Below are 18,787 nucleotides of genomic sequence, written 5' to 3'. Positions count from 1 at the left end.
TCGAATCAATAGGCGCCAGCGGATCGACGCAGGATGCTTCGGACAAGGAAGATACCGAACAGGGTCAGCAGCAGGCTGCCGAAGAGATGGGCCGCTACGTGCAAACCAAACCATACGTAATGTCCACGCAGGATCAAGGTGTTGGCTTCGGCGGAAAAGGTTGAGAAGGTGGTCAGGCCGCCGAGGAAGCCGGTGGCCGCGAACAGCCGCACCGTCGGCGGCAGGGTCTGGAAGCGCTCGAACACGCCCATCAGACAACCCATGAGCAGCCCGCCGATGAGGTTGGCGGCGAGCGTGCCGGGCGGCAGGTTGGAGAAAAGGTGGTTGAGCAGCACGGCCAGGATCCAGCGCAGCCAGCAGCCCAGCAGGCCACCCAGGCCCACGGCGAGGAATCCGGGGAAGTTCACGCTGCAGTCTCCCGTGGTTGGTGCATGTCAGTGCAATACGCTGCGGACGAGGACGATGCCGAGCATGGTCAGGGCCAGCGTGCCGGCCAGATGTGCTGTCACGTGGATGAAGGTCCATAGCGACTGCCTGCGCAGCAGCAGCGTATTGGCCTCGGCGGAGAAGGTGGAGAAGGTGGTCAGGCCGCCGAGGAAACCGGTGGTCGCGAACAGCTGCACCGCCTGCGGTATCGCCGGGTAGTGACTGAACACGGCCATCACCAGCCCCATGACGATGCCGCCGATCAGGTTGGCAGCCAGCGTGCCCAGCGGCAGGGTCGGGAACACTGGGTTCAGCAGCACGCCAAGCATCCAGCGCAGCCAGCAACCCAGCATGCCGCCCAGGCCCACGGCAACGAATCCAGCAAAGCTCACGTCGGGCATCTCCTGTCTGCGTGGCAATGACCCGCGACAACAGGCACGCCTGCGCCGCCGGAATCCGGTGGTGCAGGCATCATCAGCTTCGGTGCTTTCGCACGTGGGCGGTTCGTTCCGCAGGCAACGCAGCGACGGAACGGGAGGCATGCCATCTCCCCAATGGACCGGCATGCTAGCCGATGCGCAGGCGGAATGCCCATCAGGCGACGCCCGGCGGAGCGGCGATCACGTCGTCGCGCAGCGCCCGCGCCAGCGTGGGCGAGCGGTAGTCGGTGAGCCTGGCGTGTCGCCACACCGATTCGTCCACCGTCTCGTTGATGCCGCCACCGATCACCCGGTCGTATGGCAGGCTGAAAAGCTTGTAGAGGCCATGCATGAACTCGTCATAGGAGCGGCGCGGCATCCCGAGGTCGGCGCCGGATGGCGGTAGGAAGCGTTCCGTGCAGCCCAGTCCAGCGGCCATCGCCTTGCCTTGCAGCCATGCCAGCGTAAGGTCCGGCAGCAGGTCGGGCGCCCGGTGGGTTCCATCGTGCCGATAGCCGCCGCCCACGTCGGTGTGCGAGCCCACGAACCAGCGCTGCTCCACCTCGACCTGCCCGGATTTCCAGTCGGTGCACGATTCGCCGGGCGCCAGCGTGTCGGGATTGCGCGTCCATTTGGCCGGGGCGAGGCTGGCGCGGTGCTCATCCAGCGCAAGTGCCTGGTAGGCATGCTTGATGATGCGGCTGAGTTCGGTGTCGTGGAACCCGTAGCGTGCATGGGCGAACGGGAACCATGCGGCGGTATGCGGGATGCCGAGCGCGCCCACGGTTTCCCACACGCCGATGAATTGGATGTCCGTTTCCGTCGAGTGTCCGGCGCGCCAGGCAACGGCTTGCGCGTCGCCCGGTTTGGTCCCGGCATCGCGGTAGAACGCATAGGCGCCGGCGATGGCATTGTTGCCTACGACGCCGTTCGCATCGCGGCGCAACAGTCCGCATTTGCGGATCATCCCGGCGAGGCTGCGCGCGGTGTAGGCGCCACGGCTGAAGCCGAACAACCAGATCTCGTCGCCGGCCTGCCACTGCCGGCACAGCCAGCGGTAGCCGTCCTTCACGGTGCCGGAGAAGCCGTAGCCGAACGCGCCGCCCAGCAGGTGCGCCAGGCCGGACGTCACGCCTGCGCCGACGCCCGGGAAGTATTCGGCCCGTTGCTCGACGCCGGCCGCATCGCGAGGTGCGATCAGCCGGCTCAGCCGCTCCACATTGGTATCCGACTCCGGTTTTTCCCAGGTGCCGTCGAACAGTGCGACCAGCCTGCGCATGCCCTGATCGTCCTCCGTGATGGTGCGGCGTGCCGCGTCAAAGTACCGGCGAGTCGTCTCCCAGCATGGCCTTGCGCACGATGGCGATGGGTGCGAAGCCCTGTTGCATGAAGGCGTTGTGGAAACGTTCGAGGTTGAAGTCCTTGCCCTGCTTCTTCGCCACGTCGGCGCGCAGCTTGAGGATCTCCAGCTTGCCCAGCGTGTAATAGAGGTAGGTGGGATCGGAAGTGCCGCGCTTGGTTTCCACTTCGCCCACGGCGCGCGACTGGTAGCCTTCCTTGACGAAGAAGTCGATCGCCTGGTCCATCGTCATCTGGCCGGTGTGCAGCTTGATGCCGACGATGAAGCGCGCATTGCGCAGCAGGGCGTCCTGCAGCTGGCCGAGGCGCAGCAGCAGCTGTTGGTGGCGGTCGTTCGGGTAGAGGTATTGCGCCAGGCCCTCGTCCAGCATCATCTGTTCGCAGTAGTGCGCCCAGCCTTCCACGTTGGTGTTGGCACCCAGCAGCTTGCGCACGCGATCGTCCAGGTGGTGCATCCACAGGAACTGCACGTAGTGGCCTGGATAAGCCTCGTGCGTCGCCACGCTGTTGATCACCGGGTAGCTGAACTGCGCCATGAATTCGTCGGTGTGCTGCTTGTCCCACGACGGGTCGGGCAGGGTGACGTTGAGATAGGCCTCCTTCGCCACCGTTTCATAGGGCCCGGGCGTGTCCATCGAGGCGAAGGTGGTGGCGCGCATGAAGGGCGGCGTTTCCTCCACCAGGGGCAGCACGTCCGAGGGAATGGTGATGATGTGTTGCTGCCGGATGAAGGACACCAGCTTGCCGAGGCTGTCGCGGAATACGGTCAGCAGCTTGTCCGGCGCGGGATGGTCGGCGGCCAGTTCGGCCAGCACCTGCTGTGGTGTTTTCGTGGGATCGAGTTCGTGCGCCACCTTGGCGAACTGTTGCTGGTTCGCGTGCATGTTGGCGGTGTCGATGGCGATGAGCTGGTCGAGCGGCAAGGTGACCATCTCGTCGTACTTCAGCTTGTCGCGATAGGCTTGTGCGCCCAGGCGGAAGTCGCCATGCGAATGCGGCAGCAGGTCGGTCTTCAGCCAGTTCTGGTAATCCTGCAAGGCCTTGATGACTGCGCCGTTGCTGGCCGCGAACTGTTGCTTGAGATCCTTGTCGGTGACGTCGGCGAAGGCCGAAGGCACGTCGTGCTGGAAGAAGTCCACCAGGCCAGGCAACTGTTCCAGCGCGATCTGCGTATAGATCTCCGGCGGGTTGTCGAGGTTCTTGCGTGCGTCGACCAGGACCGCAGGCATCTGCTTTTCGCGGGCGATCAGCGCGCGCAGCCGTGTCTCGGGGGCGGCGAACTTGCGCTCCATCAGGGTGAACGCGCTGCTGGTGATGCCGCTGGAATAATTGTCCGGATTCTTCTGCCACGGCTTGATGGTCTGCAGCGTGAGCAGGGTGCTGTGGATGTTGTTGAGCACCAGTTCGCGGTCGCCCTGCGCGAATTGGCCGAGCGTTTTCGGATCGACGGCCGAGACACGCGCTTCCCACTGCTGCAGCGCCTTGATGTTGGCATCCACGCCCGCGCGCGAATAATCCTCGAGCTTGCCGTCCCATTGATGGAAACCATCGGAGGTGGCGGTGCTCGGATTGGTGGGGAAGTAGTACGTGTCGAAGTACTGGTCGGACAGGTGCGTGAAGGCCTGGTCGGCAGCCGCTGTATTGGCGGGTGCAGGCTGCGCCGCGAAGGCGGTGCTGCCCAGCGGCAACGCGAGGGCAATGGCGCAAGCGATCCGGCTGATTGGTTTCATCTGAGGCTCCCTGTGGCGTTGATGAGTCGCGCCGCATTGAGCGGCACGGCAACAGGGGAAGCCTAGCGCAGCGGGAAGCCCCGTGCGCGGGAATCACAGATGCGCGGCAAGCTCCTGCGCCACCGCTTCGGGTGCGAGACCGTACGCAGCGATCACATGGTTGCCCGGGCCGTAGGGTCCCCACTCGTCGGCGCGCGTGGTGGTGAAGATGCCTTGCGTAGGGACGCGCGAGGCGCAGGCAAGATGCATGATGCCGCAGTCCAGGCTGAGGTAGCCGTCGAGGTTGGCGAGCACGCCGCCGAGCTGGCGCAGTTCGGTGGAGAAGTAGCTGGGGTAACGCGAGTCCAGCATGGAGCGGCCGGTCATCGGCACGATTTCCACCAGCCGGCAGTCCGGTCGCAGTCGTTCCAGCGCAGCCAGCAAGGGGTTCCACCAGTCCGTTCCGAGCAGCTTGGGTCCGGTGGCGTTGGCGAACACGCCGACGACCTTGCGATGCGCAGCGTCGGCGGGAGCGGAGGCGAGCACTTGATCCAGCATGCGTCGGCCTTGCGCGAGCTCTGCATCGTCGAGGCGGAGGTCGGGCACGGGGTAGTCGGTTTCGGTACCGACATCGAGTGCTTTGCGCAGCAGGTACACCGGACGCTGGCCCTTGTTCTGCACGTGTTCGGGCACTTCGACCGCATGCGTCACGCTGCCGCTTTTCTTGCGGCCGCTGAAACCCAGTGTCCAGGTGGCGCGCGCCTTGAGCAGCAGCAGGCGGCCGGTCTGCGATTGCGGGTCGGCATCGATCGCCAGGTCGTAATGCGCCTTGCGCATGCCGCGCGTGGCGCGCAGCCATTGGATGGGATGGCCAAAACCGTGCGCCGGCAGCTGGAACACCTGGCTTACGCGGTCGTAATGGCCGTACAGCAGCTTGCCTACCTGGCTGCGCGTGACGATATCGATCTCGGCGCCGGGATACGTGGCCTCCAGTTCCTGGATCAGCGGCGTCAGCAGCAACGCATTGCCCAGCGTGTGGCTGACGTGGCAGACGAGGATGCGATAGATGCCCCGTCGCGGCAGCGGTTCGCCGCTGGGCTCGGCGCCCTTGCCGTACAGCAGACGCATCAGGCCGCGCGCCATGCGACGGCGCAGATGGTCGAGGTCGAAAGAGTCGTGCGTAGATCGCGCCACGGTGTGCCTGCAAATGATAGGGAGTCAGTCGGCAGCGCGCATCGTAACGTCAGGCGGAGCGGAAGGCTTGCCTTCGTACGTGAGCAGCCCGCGCTCGACCAGCCAGCACCGCGCGTTCTCCGCGTCCTGCTCGAACCACGCGCGGGTGGAACCAAGCCGGAAGCTGTAACCCCAGGCGTCCATGTCCGCCATCAGGCGCGCACGCCCGACACCGGGCAGCTCGTCGGCCAGCACGATCTGCAGGTAGCAGGTGGCGTCTTCTTCCTCGATGGAATCGGTGGCGTCGGTGTGCACGGCGGATCGCCGTTCCGATGGCAGCACGATCAGGTGGCAGGCCTCGTGCAACAGCGAATGCACCGGCGTGTCGCCGCGCGCGTACACGGTATGGCCGATGATGCCGGCCTCCTCGTCGCCCCAGTAGCTGCCGGGAATCGGCGCGGCGTCGGCCACGCGCCGCAACGCAAGGCCATAGCGGGCGAGCAGGGCGGCAGGCTGCGCTTCGCCGGTGTCGGCGAGGCGCAGCACGCCAGGCTCTGAGTGGGCGTCGGTCATGGCAAAACGTTACCCACCTTGGCGGGCGGCGTTGCGATCAGCCGGCTGGCGTGGACACGGCCTTGCCCTCTGGCAGCGCCACCGAGAGTTCCAGCACTTCGTGACCGCCATCGCGTTCGACGTTGATGTTGATGGCATCGATGTCGACGTTCACGTACTTCTTGATGACCTCGAGCAGCTCGTTGCGCATGGTCGCCAGATAGTCCGGGCCGCCGCGGGTGGAGCGTTCCTGCGCCACGATGATGCGCAGGCGTTCCTTGGCGACGCCGGCGGTGGGTTCGGGCTTGCGTTTCAGGAAGTCGAGAATGCCCATCGGCTCAGCCTCCGAATACGCGCTGCAGGAAACCCTTCTTCGGCACCTCGAGGAAGCGCAGGGCACGCTCCTCGCCGAGGATGCGGGCCACGGTGTCGTGGTAGGCATGGCCGGCATTGGAGGCCTGATCGAGGATCACCGGTACGCCCGAATTGGAGGCAGCCAGCACCTGTTCCGATTCGGGGATCACGCCGACCACGGTGATGCCGAGGATTTCCTCGACGTCCTTCACGCTGAGCATGTCGCCGCTGGCCACGCGGGAGGGGTTGTAGCGGGTCAGCAGCAGGTGCTGCTTGACGGTGGTTCCATCGGCGCGTTCAGCGTGTCGCGTCTTGCTGGCGAGCAGGCCGAGGATGCGGTCGGAGTCGCGCACGGAGGACACCTCCGGGTTGACCACCACCACGGCCATGTCGGCGAAGTACATCGCCAGGTGCGCGCCCTTCTCGATGCCGGCGGGCGAGTCGCACACGATGTAGTCGAAGCCTTCTTCGGAGAGGCCGTCGAGCACTTTCTCCACGCCTTCCTGGGTCAGCGCGTCTTTGTCGCGGGTCTGGCTGGCAGCCAGCACGAAGAGATTTTCGTGGCGCTTGTCCTTGATCAGCGCCTGCTTCAGCGTGGCCTCGCCGTGTACGACGTTGACGAAGTCGTACACCACGCGGCGTTCGCAGCCCATGATGAGGTCGAGGTTGCGCAGGCCGACGTCGAAGTCGATCACCGCGACCTTCTTGCCGGCCATCGCAAGGCCGGTGGCGAGCGAGGCACTGGTCGTGGTCTTGCCGACGCCGCCCTTGCCCGAGGTGACAACTATGATTTCAGCGGTCAAGGAACCATCTCCCGGTTACGTTTATTGTCGTTATGGTAGTTGCGTTTGCGGCAGGTTACAGCTTGGCCAGCAGCAGCTTTTCCCCTTCCAGCCAGCATCGCACGGACTGGCCTTCGAGGTCTTTAGGAATCTGCTCGAACACGCGGTAGTGGCCGGCGATGGCCACCAGTTCGGCGCGGAAGTCGTGCACGAAGATGCGCGCGTCGGTGTCGCCCTGCGCGCCGGCCATGGCGCGGCCGCGCAAACTGCCGTAGATGTGGATGTCGCCGTCGGCGATCACCTCGGCAGCATTGGCCACGGTGCCAGTGACCACAAGGTCGCGGTCGCGTGCGTAGACCTGCTGACCGGAGCGCACGGTGCCATCGTGATGCAGCGTGCTTGCCACGCGTTCGGCGGCGGGTTCAACCGGCGCCGCTTCACGCACCACTTCGCGCACCGGCGCCGGGGCGGAGGCCGGTGCAACGGCAACGTCGCCGTCAGCCGGTTCGTAGGCGGCGCGGAACTTCGCGATCAGCGGCAGGCCCATGCGCCTGGCCAGCGCTTCGGTCTCGCTGGTGCCGTAGGCCAGGCCCACCGGCAGCATGCCGGCGCTGCGCACGGCCTCCAGCAGCGCGTCGACGGTGCCGTCGTCGGGCAGCTTCAGCAGCGGACTGAGATCCAGCACCACGGCGGCGCGGGCGAACAGTTGCGGCGCGGTGCGTACACGGCGTTCCAGTTCTTCGCAGAGTGCGGCGGCGTCCACGCGCTTGATGCGCACGTTGGCGATGCCGACCTGGCCGAAGCGCAGGTCGCAGGCGTCGGAGGTATCCATTTTTGCGTTCAAGCGTGGCGCTCCCCGGCAACACGGCGCGGGTCGGATGTCGGGGTGGAATGCAGGCGCTCGGCCAGCCAGGGCACGTCGGGGAGGCCGCCGTGCGCCAGCCAGGTCTCGCGCACATAGGCGTAGCTCGGCAGTTCCTTGGCGAGCAGGCTGACCTGCCGGCCCTTCGGTCCCATGCGTTGCTGTCCCACTTCCTGGAAGCCGTAAGTGCCATGGAACAGCACGATCACGTCGTCGCGCGGCTCCAGGAAGACCTCGCAGGTGAGCTGCGGCACGCGCACCTCGGCGTAGCTGGTCACATCGCAATAGAAGATTCGGCCCAGTCCGTGGCGACGGTAGGCGTTGGCGACCACGATGCGGTCGATGTACAGGAATGACGGATAGCGTTCGCCGAACCAGCGGTAGTTCGGGCTCTGGTAGTCGCCGCCTTCGCGCAGCCCGATCAGGAAGCCGGCGAGGTGGCCGTCGATTTCGGCCACGCGGAAGTAATCGGCGCGCTCGAAAAAGTAGCGCAGCTGCACGGCGTCGAGGGCGATGATGGATTGACCGCCGGCGTTGTTTAGGGCCAGCACGGCGTCCAGGTCGTGCTCGCTGACGTCGCGGATGGCGAGGGCCATTCGTTGCTCCGCAGGATGAAGATGCGTCAAGGCCGGCATGGCCTCGCGTCAAGTACGTATTATGGCATGCACCCGCCGGGGGCACACCTCGCGCCGCCACATGTAAAGACGCCGTAAAACGAAGCTCCCCTGCCTTTCGGCATGGATGACTTCCCGCGCATTGCGCGCGCCTGGCGCGTGGCCAATCATGCGCGACATGTTCCAAGTCAATTTCAGCCATATCCGGCTGCTGCGCTTTGCCGGATTGTTCACCTATCTCTGCGTGGGCACGCCGTTGCTCACGCATTGGGCGACCGATCGCCTGAACCTGCTGCACCGTTCGGATTTCGCCTTGCTGTTATGGTCGATCTGCTACCTCGTGTTCGGCGTGCTGTATTGGGCGGTGACCTACGACCTCGGCTCGCGGCGCCACCTCGGCCTGCGCCTGTTTGGCCTGATGCTGATGACGCTGGCGTCGCTGGCGATCGGCTGGTACAGCCACAGCGGCCTCACCGCGATGTTTCTGGCGTTGATGGCGATGGTGCTGCCATGGCTGCTGCCGTTCTGGCTGGGCGTGCTGTGCATGGTGCTGCAGAACGCCTGCCTGGTGGCGGTGTTTTCGCGCTTTCCGGAATTTCCCTCGTTGGCGCTGGCCTTCCTGCAGACCATCATCTACCTGGGCATCTGCGCGCTGGCCTTCGTCGCGTCGGTGGTGGCGAGCCAGCAGACCGACGAACGCGAGGCCTTGCGCCGGCTCAATTCCGAGCTGCGCGCCACCCGCGCGCTGCTGGCCGAATCCAGCCGGCTGGCCGAGCGCATGCGCATCGCGCGCGAGCTGCACGACCTGATCGGCCACCATCTCACCGCGTTGAGCTTGAACCTCGAGGTGGCCAGCCACGTCTGCAACGAGGATGCCGTCGGGCACGTGCGCAAGGCGCAGGCCACCGCCAAACACTTGCTGGCCGACGTGCGCGAGGCGGTGAGCGAACTGCGCCAGGACGACGCGATCGACCTCACCCAGGCGTTGCGCAGCCTCACCGAAGGCGTGCCGGGGCTGAATGTGCAGGTGTCGATGCCGCCGCGCTTCAGCGTGGAGGATCCGCGCCGGGCCCAGGTGTTGCTGCGTTGCGCGCAGGAAATCATCACCAACGCCGCCAAACACTCCAGCGCGCGCAACCTGTGGCTGACCTTCGCCTACGCCGGGCCCAGCCTGCTGGGCCTGCATGCGCGCGACGACGGCCGCGGCGCCACCCGGCCGGCGGCGGGCAATGGCCTCTCCGGCATGCGCGAGCGGCTGGCCGAATTCGGCGGCAGCCTGGCGCTGGAAACCGCGCCGGGCGAGGGTTTCGCGCTTACCGTGCGATTGCCGCTGGGCGAGCAGCCGGAGCTGGCCCATGCGCCGTCGCGCGGTGTGCCGCCAGCGTTGAGCATGCCGTAATGTGCGTTTTGCCGATGTGCCGCCCGCCCGGGCCATGCCAGAATGGCCCGGTTCGGATTCCACCTTGTTTCCCCTGTCGTGTGCCGGTTCGCCGCAACGACGACCGCTTCGAGGGTACGCGATGATTTCCGTCTGTCTCGTCGACGACCAGAACCTGGTACGCCAAGGCGTGCGCTCGCTGCTCGACCTGGCGCAGGACATCCGTGTGGTGGCCGAATGCGCCGACGGCGCGCAGGCGGTGGTGGACATCCCGCGGGTGAAGCCCGACGTGGTGTTGCTCGATCTGCGCATGCCCAACATGAGCGGACTGGAGGTGCTGCAGGCGTTGTCCGCCCGCAACGAGTTGCCGCCCACCATCATCCTTACCACCTTCGACGACGATCAGCTGGTGCTGCAGGGTCTGAAGGCCGGCGCGCGCGGCTATCTGCTGAAAGACGTCTCGCTGGAGCAACTGGTGGAGGCGGTGCGTACCGTGGCTGCCGGCGGTTCGCTGGTGGCGCCGATGGTTACCCAGCGCCTGCTGGCCGGCGTGGGTCGTATGCAGAACCAGTTCACCAGCCTGGAGCAGCCCGATCCGTTGACCGAGCGCGAGACGGAGATCCTGCGCCTGCTCTCCGGCGGCTACTCCAACAAGGAGATCGCCAACTCGCTCAAGGTGGCCGAGGGCACGGTGAAGAACCACGTCTCCAATATCCTTTCCAAGCTCGGCGTGCGCGACCGTACACGCGCTGTGCTCAAGGCGCTGGAGCTTGGCATCGTCTGAGCAAGGCGGATGCGCCTCCATGCGCCGGCGGATGCTGCGCCGCGCCCCTTGCTGCAAGGCTTTTATGGCCGTCTAGGCGGCTTGCGGGAACCCGATAGCGTTCCTGCGCCTGAACAAGTAACATCCAAGCCTTCGGCGCTTGCCGACCCCCGCCATCATCCCTGCGGACGAGCTGCCGTCTGGTTCACGCGATGGCTGGGGCCATACCTGAGTATCGCGTAACAAACGCTCGGAGACCCTGTAATGATGCGTGTTCGTGTTCTTGAATTCCTGGCGGCGTGCGCCATCGTCGTCGGTATCGGCGTGGTTGCCGCGGTGGTGATGCCTGGCAGTGGCCATATCGAGCGTTCGTTGGTGGTTGGCAAGGACATGCGCCAGGTCTACGACGTGGTGGACAACCTCCGCCGCCTGCCCGAGTTCTCGGTGCTGACCTCGCGCGATCCGCAGATCAAGTACACCTATTCCGGCAAGGCCTTCGGCCCCGGCGCCGAGGTGAGCTGGGCCAGCGGCGAACCCGCCATCGGCAACGGCTCGCTGACCATCGACAGTGCCACCCCGGACTTCAACAAGGTCGACGGCACCGCCAAGACCGCGCAGGTCGTGTGGGACATCGACAACGGCTGGAAGGGCTACGACAAGACCTTCACCTTCGCGCTGGAGCGCCAGGGCAACCGCAACCAGCTCACCAACATCACCTGGTCGTACGACGTGAAGTACGGCTGGAACCTGGTGAACCGTTTCGCCAACCTGTATATCCACGGCGATCCCGATTCCTTCATCGAGTTCGGCCTGAACAACCTGCAGAACGTGCTGGCCGCGGTGCCGAACGTCAGCTATGGCGACCTGGTCCCGTACATCCGCCAGACCGAACAGGCGCCGGTACTGCTGGTGTCGACTTCGATCCAGCGCAAGGACGGCATCGACGGCCTGAACGACACCATCAACAAGTCGGTGGCGCAGATCCTGGCTACGGCGAAGAAGCTGGGCGTGAACGTCACGGGCCCGCGCATTATCTTCACCACCAACTACGGCGACACCACGTACACCTTCGACGTGGCGATGCCGATCGATTCGAGCAGCGTCAACGTCAATGGCCAGGCCCAGCAGCTCACTGCGCCGACCACGCCGGCGCTGGACCCCAATGCGCCGGCCGACGCCAGCACTGCCGCCGCCCCGGCTGCTCCCGCGCTGAACCCCGGCGACCACGACAAGTACGGCCGCCTCGTGGTGGACGGCGACGTGCGCGCCACGCTGGCATTCGGCGGCGCCGCGCTGGAAGGCGTGTGGAACGGCACCGCCGCCGGCGTGCCGCAGACGCGCGACGAGCTGAAGGCCTATGCGCTGACCCACGGCTACAAGTACGACGACGTGCTGAACCGCAGCTACGACATTCTCGCCAAGCCCGAGGTGAAGGACGCGCAGGGCAACATCACCAGCTACGCCGAGTTCGACGTGTACCTGCCGCTCAGCAATGCGCCGGACCAGACCCCGGAGCAGGCCGCCGGCATGAAGCAGCCGACACTGGACGTGGCTCCGGCCAGCGCGGGTACCGCGCCGACGCCTGCGGGTACCGCCGCGGCCCCCGCTGCCAGCAACTGATCCACGGTTGCCGTTCCATCGAAAGGCCCTTCTCCGGAAGGGCCTTTTCTATTGCGCGTCACCTGTGTGCAATCCTTGGCATCAAGCAGCGGACAAAAGGACGGTCCTGCCGTTTTATGTCCGTACCCATGCTTGCGAAGGAACCTTCCGGCCTTCATGCGGTACATTGCGTTGATATCTCCGCGCGCCCATCCATGATCGAAACCGAACGACTCACCCGACGCTATGGCAACCTCACCGCGGTCGACGCGTTGAGCATCCGCGCCGAGCCCGGGCAAGTGCTGGGTCTGCTCGGCCCCAACGGTGCGGGCAAGTCCACGGCGATGCGCATGATCGCGGGCTTCCTCGCACCCAGCGAGGGCACCGCGCGGGTATGCGGGTACGACGTGCAGCGCGAGCCGCTGGCTGCGCGCCGCGCACTGGGCTACCTGCCCGAAGGGGCGCCCAGTTATGGCGAGATGACGGTGCGCGAGTTCCTGGTATTTATTGCGCGCATGCGCAAGCTGGGCGCCGACATGGGGCGTCGCCGTTTCGACGAGGTAGTGGGCTGGCTGCAACTCGAGGACGTGCTGGAGACCAGCATCGACACGCTGTCCAAGGGGCTGCGCCGGCGCGTGGGCCTGGCGCAGGCGATCCTGCACGATCCGCCGGTGCTGATGCTGGACGAACCCACCGACGGCCTCGACCCCAACCAGAAGCACACGGTGCGCCAGCTGATCGACGCGATGGCGCGCGAACGCACCATCCTGATCTCCACGCATTTGCTGGAGGAAGTGCACGCGCTGTGCAATCGCGTGGTGATCCTCGCGCATGGCCGTCTGCAGGCCGATGCCACACCGGCCGAACTGGAGGCGCGTTCGCGTTACCACGGCGCGGTGTCGTTCAGTGCGCCGGGCAGTGGTGTGTCGCAGGAAATGCTGGGGCGGCTGCCGCAAGTGGCGGCGATCGAGGTGGATCCGCTGGATGGGCGCATCACCGTGTTCCCGAAGCCCGGTGTACGCATCCTCGAACCGGTGGAGCAGCTGCTGCGCGAGCAGGGGTTGGAAGTCTCCGAGATCCAGCTTGAGCGCGGCCGGTTGGACGAGGTGTTCCGCCAGATAACCACGGCGCCGAACGGAGCAGGTGCATGAGCCCGGTCAGCGCGGTGATGCGGCGCGAGCTGCGCAGCTTTTTCGTGACGCCGATGGCCTGGGTGTTCCTGGTGATCTTCCTGGTGCTGGCGGGCATCCTCACGTTTTACGCGGGCGACTTCTACGAGCGTGGCCAGGCCGACCTGCAGCCGTTTTTCACCATGCACCCGTGGCTGTACCTGATCCTGGTACCGGCGGTCACCATGCGCATGTGGGCGGAGGAGGCCAAGGGCGGCACGCTGGAACTGTTGCTCACGCTGCCGCTGACGCTGTGGCAGGCCATGCTGGGCAAGTTCTTCGCCGCATGGCTGTTCATCGGGCTGGCGCTGGCCCTGACCTTCCCGATCTGGCTTACGGTGAACTACCTCGGCACGCCCGACAACGGTGTGATCTTCGCGGGCTACCTCGCCAGTTGGCTGATGGCGGGCAGCTTCGTGGCGATCGGCGCCTGCCTGTCCGCGCTCACCCGCAGCCAGGTGGTGGCCTTCGTGCTCACCGCGGTGGTTTGCGTGTTGCTGATACTGGCCGGGCAACCGCAGGTGCTGGACTTCTTCTCCGGCGCTCTTCCGCGCCGGCTCATCAACGCGTTGGCCTACCTCAGCATGCTGCGGCATTTCGAGGCGATCGCACGTGGCGTGCTGGACCTGCGTGACCTGGCCTACTTCCTGCTGAGCACGCTGGGGTGGCTGGCCGCCGGTGTGCTGCTGCTCGAACTGAAACGGGTGCGCTGAGATGCCTCGCCCACGACTGTCCAGGGCATTCACCGCGCCATGGCGCGTGAGCCGGCGCGCGGTGATCTATGTCGCGCTGGCGCTGCTGACCGTGGCCGTCGTCTCGCTGGTCGTGTCCAGCGGGCACTGGCTGCGCGCGAGACGCGTCGACCTGACCGCCGACAAGCTGTACACGCTTTCGCCCGGCACCCTGCAGATCGTCGACGGCTTGCAGCGGCCACTGCGGCTCACGCTGTACTTTTCCGAGCACGCCACCCGCGATCTGCCCGTGCTGCGCAGCTACGAGCAGCGCGTGCGCGACATGTTGCAGGAAATCGCCGCCCGTTCGCACGGCCGCGTGCAGCTTTCGGTGATCGACCCTGTGCCGTATTCCGACGACGAGGCGAGCGCCGAGGGTGCCGGCCTCACCCCGGCCAGCGGCGGCAGCAACGGCGAGCGCGTGTTCTTCGGACTTGCCGGCAGCGCGTTCCCCCCTGGCATCGAGGGCGATGTGGCCGAGAGCGTGGCGCCGGAGCGCTCGCTGGCGATCGCGTTCTTCGACCCCAAGCGCGAGTCGTTCCTCGAGTACGACGTCGCCAAGCTGCTGTATGAACTGAACCAGGGCAGCAAGCCGCGCATCGGCGTCATCAGCTCGCTGCCGGTGGAGGGCAACCCGGTGCTGGGCCAGCAGCCGTGGTTGGCGCTGCAGCAACTGGGACAGTTGTTCGACGTGAAAACGATCGATCCCGGCAGCCTCAAGCAGATCGGGGCCGACATCCGCGTGCTGCTGCTGATTCACCCGAAGCACCTGTCGGACGATGCGCTGTACGCCATCGACCAGTACGTGCTGCGCGGCGGCCATCTGGTGGTGTTCGTCGATCCCTACGCGGAACTCGACGATACGCAGGGCGACCCGGCCACCGCACTGCCGCCCGACCACAGTTCCGACCTGCCGCGGCTGTTCGCGGCCTGGGGCGTGCGCTACGACCCGCACGAGGTGGTGCTGGACCGTTCGCATGCGCTCAGCATCGAGCTGGGTGGCAACAGCGTCAGCCATCCCGCCATGCTCTGGCTGGACGCGCAGCAGCTCAATCATGACGACGTGGTCACCGCCAGCCTGCAACGGCTCGACCTCTCCACCGCCGGACATTTCGATCTTGCGCCGAACGCGAACACGCGGCTGATTCCTCTGTTGCAGAGCAGTAACGATGCGGAGGAAGTGCCGGTGCAGCGCGTGCTGCAGGCAGGCGACAATCCCTCGTTGCTGTTGCAGGACTACAAGCCGGACAACATCAACTACGTGTTTGCCGCGCGTTTGCGCGGCAGCTTTGCCAGTGCCTTTCCGGAGCGCGCGAAGCAGCCGGGTCACCTGGCGCAGTCCGCAGCGGGCGATGAAGTGATCCTGGTCGCCGACACCGACCTGCTCAGCGATCGCCTGTGGGTGGAACCGCAGGCCATCCTGGGCCAGACCATGATGCGTCCGTTCGCCAACAACGGCGATTTCCTCGGCAACCTGGTCGACAATCTCAGCGGCTCCTCGGCGCTGCTCTCCATCCGTGGGCGTTCCACCTCGCAGCGGGCTTTCACGCGCGTGGATGCGTTGCGCAACGTGGCCGACCAGAAGTTCCTGCAGAAGGAACAGGAGCTGGAACGCGAGCTGGCCGAGACGCGGCAGCGGCTGGAGGAACTGCAACCCGGCAAGAGCGGCGCCCATGCCGGCAGCGTCGGCGCCGAGCAGCGGCAGGAGATCGAGCAGTTCCGCCAACGCCAGCTGGCGATCAACAAGGAACTGCGCGACGTGCAGCACCAGCTCAACGCCGAGATCGATGCGTTGGGCGTGCGCCTGAAGGTCATCAACATCGTGCTGGTGCCCGTACTGGTGGCCCTGCTGGGGCTGCTCTACGGCTGGCGCCGGACGCGCCGCAATCGACAGCGCAGGTGATGGTAACGGCGGCTCAGGCGGCGAACCGCCGCAAGGCGCGTGTCATGGCCAGGGCTAGACTAGGCTGATGGCGACCTTGCTCAAATGGATCGTGCCGTGGGAATTCTCGTGGGTGTTCCTCGCGAGTTTCCTTGTGGTCGCCGGCTTGTACTGGCGAGGCACCCGGTGCATCCATGTGGGCATCGGCCGGCGCGTGGCGTTCTGGACCGGCATGGCGATCATCTGGCTCACGCTGCAGACCTATCTCGATTTCTATGCCGAGCACGAATTTCTCGTGCACCGCCTGCAGCAGCTGCTGCTGCATCACCTGGCGCCACTGCTGATCTGTGCCTCGTACCCGGCCGGTGTGTTGCGTGCAGGCTTGCCATTGCGCTGGCGGCTGCGCTGGTTGAAGCCGTTGCGGCATTCGTGGCCGTGGCGTGCCGTCAGCGGCGTGCTGTTCCAGCCCGTGCTGGCGTCGTTGCTGTTCGTGTTCTTCGTGCTGGTCTGGCTGGTGCCGTCGATGCAGACGCTGGCCATGCTGGACTGGCGTGTCTATCGCTTCATGAACTGGACGATGCTGCTCAGCGGCTTCGTCTACTGGTCGTTGATCCTCGACCATCGCCCGCATCCGCCGGGACGCATGGGCGCGGGCCTGCGCGTGCTGTCGCCGGGCATCACGATGGCGCCGCAGATCCTGGCTGGCGCCATCGTCACGTTCTCGCGCAGCGACCTTTATCCCATCTTCGAGATCTGCGGCCGCGCCTTCACCTTCAACGTGCTCACCGGACAGATGGTCGGTGGCGTGATCACCTGGGTGCCGGCGGCGCTGCTGGAGTCCATCGGCGCGCTGCTGGCGCTGCGGCAGTGGCTGCGCCTGTCGCGCAGCGGGCGCTTGCCGCGCAAAACCTGGCCGGCACGCACGGCAGCGGTGTCGTAGGAGGGCACCCTGTGCGCCGTTGCCTTACGCCTCGATCGAAGTGCAAGGCAATCGCGCACAGGGTGCGCTCCAACCGGGTTAACCTTGATCGCCCAGCGCGCCTGCCGGCCGTGCGATGAAATCCACCGGCAGCGTGACGCCGTTGTCGAACTTCAGCGTGATGCGCACCGTGTCGCCGGGCTGCACCGGGTGCCTGGCGTCCATCAGCATCAGGTGATAGCCGCCGGGTGCGAGCGCCTGGGTGCCATGGGCGGGAATTGGCAGCGCGTCGACCATCGCCATGCGGCTGCTGCCGCCGGACTGCGTACTCCGGTGCAGCATCGCCATGCCGTAGTCGGGTGTGCTTGCCCCGGTCAGGGCGACGGGCTTGTCGCCGTCGTTGCGCAGCACGACATAGGCGCCGGCCGGCAGTGCGCCGGGCAGCACGCGAATCCATGCGTGGCTGGCGCTGATGCGGGTGGTGTCTGCATGCACGAGACCCGCGCCGAGCAAGCCGACCAGCAGCAGAGCAATGCGCTTCATGGCGAAGTTCCGTTGCTCAGCAGCAGGCCGAGGTCGTGCACCAGGTCTTCCTGCGGCGCATTGGCGTCGAGTACGCGCGCATGGCCATTGCGGTCGAACACGTAGATCGCCGAGCTGTGGGTGACTTCGTAGTTGCCGCCATCGCTTGCGGGCTCGCGGGTGAAGCCCGAGCGGTAACGCTTGCTCAATGCCTCGATCGCGCCCGCGCTGCCGGTGAGGCCCACCGCGCGCTTGTCGAAGGCGTTTACGTAGGCATGCATCACGGCCGGTGTATCGCGGGCCGGGTCGACGCTGACGAACAGGATGCGCACGTCGTCCGCCGCGTTGCCCAGCTTCTGCAGCGCCGCGTGCAGTTGCGCCAGCGTCAGCGGGCAGATATCGGGGCAGTGCGTGTAGCCGAAGTACAGCAGCACCACCTTGCCGCGGAAGTCGGCGGCGCTCGCCGGCTTGCCGTTGTCGTCGGTGAGCTGGAACTGCAGGTCCGGCATGTGGCCGCCGATGTCGGTGAGCTTGAACGGCAGGTCGCTGCCGTGGTGGCAGGCGGACAGCAGCAGGATGCCGGCCAGCGACAGCAGGAACAGCGCAAGGCGCGGAGTACGCGGTAGCTTCATGTGAGAATCCGTGGACTGCAACCGCGCAAGCATACGCCAGCGATGGTGGGCACCGTCCATGGTGTTCGCCACTCGCACCGGCGCCGACATGCCGTCGGAAACCACGGCTGGCGGCCTTCGCGCAATGCGCCACACATTTTCGGAGCCTGCCATGCTGCGACAAACTGTCCGATCCCGTGCCGGCCTGCTTGCCGGTATCGCCGGCGCCAGCGCAGTGTTGTCCGGCGCATTCGGTGCGCATGCCTTGCGCGACGTGCTCGACCCGGCGCATCGCGAGTTGTGGCACACGGCGGTGGAATACCACGCATGGCACGCGTTGGCCTTGGTGCTGGCAGTGGGTCTGGGCCGCGGGCGCGCAGGCCGCTGCGCGGCGTATGCGTTCGCGCTGGGCATCGTGCTGTTCAGCGGGAGCCTGTACGCGCTGGCGTTGGGCGCACCGCACTGGACGGGCATCGTCACACCGTTCGGTGGCGTGGCCTTCGTGATCGGATGGATCGCACTCGGCCTGGCGCTGCGTCGGCGCGCGGACTGACCGTCGGCCCGTCACTCGTCTGTCATCCCGCCAGGTGAACATGGCGGCCATGAGGCTCGCCACGATCCCGCATTCCCATCCGCGGTGGCTGGTTGCCGTGATGCTGACGGCGCTGGTCGTGACCGTATTGAACGGCTTTGGCCTGATTCGACCGCAGCCGGGATCCGGCACGTTCTTGGGCGGAGGCGACGCCGGCTACGATCGCCTGTTTGTTGTCGACGATCAGGGCGAGCGATTGACTGTCTACGATGCGACTGATGGACGCCCGCTGCGCCACTTCGACGCCAACGCCGCGGCTGCCGTGCTGGTCCGGCACGACGGCCGCGTATTCGTGATGGCCGGTGACGGCACGCGCAGCGGCCCCGCGTTGCGGTAATCGCGACCAGCAGCCGGCAGCGATCATTGAGTCG

General features: G+C 66.1%; 21 protein-coding genes. 9 read left to right on the top strand and 12 right to left on the bottom strand.

Annotated features, from left to right (window positions below; all coding sequences use genetic code 11):
- Positions 1–5: 5 nt before the first annotated feature.
- The 10 genes from crcB (ISP25_RS08930) to ISP25_RS08885 form a co-directional block, all read right to left on the bottom strand.
- Positions 6–407 (bottom strand): fluoride efflux transporter CrcB, encoded by a 402-nt coding sequence (gene crcB / locus ISP25_RS08930; protein WP_404613293.1) that lies wholly within the window; start codon positions 405–407, stop codon positions 6–8.
- 27 nt (positions 408–434) lie between these two features.
- Positions 435–827 (bottom strand): fluoride efflux transporter CrcB, encoded by a 393-nt coding sequence (gene crcB / locus ISP25_RS08925; protein ID WP_404613291.1) that lies wholly within the window; start codon positions 825–827, stop codon positions 435–437.
- A gap of 193 nt (positions 828–1,020) precedes the next feature.
- Complete coding sequence (locus tag ISP25_RS08920) at positions 1,021–2,124, bottom strand: DUF2235 domain-containing protein (RefSeq protein ID WP_404613289.1); 1,104 nt, start codon at positions 2,122–2,124, stop codon at positions 1,021–1,023.
- Positions 2,125–2,161: 37 nt separating this feature from the next.
- Complete coding sequence (locus ISP25_RS08915; RefSeq protein ID WP_404613287.1) at positions 2,162–3,934, bottom strand: DUF885 domain-containing protein; 1,773 nt, start codon at positions 3,932–3,934, stop codon at positions 2,162–2,164.
- Between the two features lie 93 nt (positions 3,935–4,027).
- Positions 4,028–5,107: a glycosyltransferase family 9 protein gene (locus ISP25_RS08910; protein ID WP_404613285.1), complete on the bottom strand. Its 1,080-nt coding sequence runs from the start codon at positions 5,105–5,107 to the stop codon at positions 4,028–4,030.
- 24 nt (positions 5,108–5,131) lie between these two features.
- Positions 5,132–5,659, bottom strand: coding sequence for a hypothetical protein (locus tag ISP25_RS08905; protein ID WP_404613283.1), 528 nt, complete (start codon positions 5,657–5,659; stop codon positions 5,132–5,134).
- 37 nt (positions 5,660–5,696) lie between these two features.
- Complete coding sequence (gene minE / locus ISP25_RS08900) at positions 5,697–5,972, bottom strand: cell division topological specificity factor MinE (protein ID WP_192154221.1); 276 nt, start codon at positions 5,970–5,972, stop codon at positions 5,697–5,699.
- A 4-nt stretch (positions 5,973–5,976) separates the two neighbouring features.
- Positions 5,977–6,795: a septum site-determining protein MinD gene (gene minD / locus ISP25_RS08895; RefSeq protein ID WP_192154223.1), complete on the bottom strand. Its 819-nt coding sequence runs from the start codon at positions 6,793–6,795 to the stop codon at positions 5,977–5,979.
- Positions 6,796–6,850: 55 nt separating this feature from the next.
- Complete coding sequence (minC, locus tag ISP25_RS08890) at positions 6,851–7,606, bottom strand: septum site-determining protein MinC (RefSeq protein WP_404613280.1); 756 nt, start codon at positions 7,604–7,606, stop codon at positions 6,851–6,853.
- An 8-nt stretch (positions 7,607–7,614) separates the two neighbouring features.
- A complete protein-coding gene (locus ISP25_RS08885) occupies positions 7,615–8,232 on the bottom strand; it encodes a GNAT family N-acetyltransferase (RefSeq protein WP_192154227.1) in 618 nt (205 codons plus the stop codon).
- 187 nt (positions 8,233–8,419) lie between these two features.
- Between ISP25_RS08885 and ISP25_RS08880 the strand changes: the two genes are divergently transcribed.
- The 7 genes from ISP25_RS08880 to ISP25_RS08850 all read left to right on the top strand — a co-directional run bounded on the left by ISP25_RS08880 (position 8,420) and on the right by ISP25_RS08850 (position 16,712).
- On the top strand, positions 8,420–9,649 hold the full coding sequence (locus tag ISP25_RS08880; protein WP_404613278.1) for a sensor histidine kinase: 1,230 nt from the start codon (positions 8,420–8,422) through the stop codon (positions 9,647–9,649).
- 121 nt (positions 9,650–9,770) lie between these two features.
- On the top strand, positions 9,771–10,412 hold the full coding sequence (locus ISP25_RS08875; protein WP_192154231.1) for a response regulator: 642 nt from the start codon (positions 9,771–9,773) through the stop codon (positions 10,410–10,412).
- Between the two features lie 243 nt (positions 10,413–10,655).
- Positions 10,656–12,011, top strand: a complete 1,356-nt coding sequence (locus ISP25_RS08870; RefSeq protein WP_225578097.1) for an SRPBCC family protein — start codon at positions 10,656–10,658, stop codon at positions 12,009–12,011.
- Positions 12,012–12,205: 194 nt separating this feature from the next.
- Positions 12,206–13,141, top strand: a complete 936-nt coding sequence (locus ISP25_RS08865; RefSeq protein WP_192154233.1) for an ABC transporter ATP-binding protein — start codon at positions 12,206–12,208, stop codon at positions 13,139–13,141.
- Complete coding sequence (locus ISP25_RS08860) at positions 13,138–13,872, top strand: ABC transporter permease subunit (RefSeq protein WP_404613275.1); 735 nt, start codon at positions 13,138–13,140, stop codon at positions 13,870–13,872. The genes ISP25_RS08865 and ISP25_RS08860 overlap by 4 nt, the downstream gene beginning before the upstream one ends.
- A 1-nt stretch (position 13,873) precedes the next feature.
- The gene (locus ISP25_RS08855; protein ID WP_404613273.1) at positions 13,874–15,793 is read left to right on the top strand and encodes a GldG family protein; all 1,920 of its coding nucleotides are present in this window, start codon (positions 13,874–13,876) and stop codon (positions 15,791–15,793) included.
- A gap of 64 nt (positions 15,794–15,857) precedes the next feature.
- Positions 15,858–16,712 (top strand): cytochrome c oxidase assembly protein, encoded by an 855-nt coding sequence (locus tag ISP25_RS08850; RefSeq protein ID WP_404616291.1) that lies wholly within the window; start codon positions 15,858–15,860, stop codon positions 16,710–16,712.
- A gap of 78 nt (positions 16,713–16,790) precedes the next feature.
- Here the strand turns inward: ISP25_RS08850 and ISP25_RS08845 are convergent, their stop codons facing one another.
- Positions 16,791–17,234 (bottom strand): copper chaperone PCu(A)C, encoded by a 444-nt coding sequence (locus ISP25_RS08845; protein ID WP_192154239.1) that lies wholly within the window; start codon positions 17,232–17,234, stop codon positions 16,791–16,793.
- Positions 17,231–17,845, bottom strand: coding sequence for an SCO family protein (locus ISP25_RS08840; RefSeq protein WP_404613271.1), 615 nt, complete (start codon positions 17,843–17,845; stop codon positions 17,231–17,233). Before ISP25_RS08840 ends, ISP25_RS08845 begins: the two co-directional genes overlap by 4 nt.
- 151 nt (positions 17,846–17,996) lie before the next feature.
- Here ISP25_RS08840 and ISP25_RS08835 point away from each other — a divergent pair, with 151 nt between their 5' ends.
- Entirely contained in the window at positions 17,997–18,377 is a 381-nt protein-coding gene (locus tag ISP25_RS08835) for a DUF423 domain-containing protein (RefSeq protein ID WP_404613269.1), read from the top strand.
- 49 nt (positions 18,378–18,426) lie between these two features.
- Positions 18,427–18,753 (top strand): PQQ-binding-like beta-propeller repeat protein, encoded by a 327-nt coding sequence (locus tag ISP25_RS08830; protein WP_192154243.1) that lies wholly within the window; start codon positions 18,427–18,429, stop codon positions 18,751–18,753.
- The last annotated feature ends 34 nt before the right edge of the window (positions 18,754–18,787 follow it).

Source organism: Rhodanobacter hydrolyticus, assembly GCF_044904645.1.
Note: the sequence above shows the minus strand (reverse complement) of the source record. Positions and strands in the feature narration are given on the sequence as shown.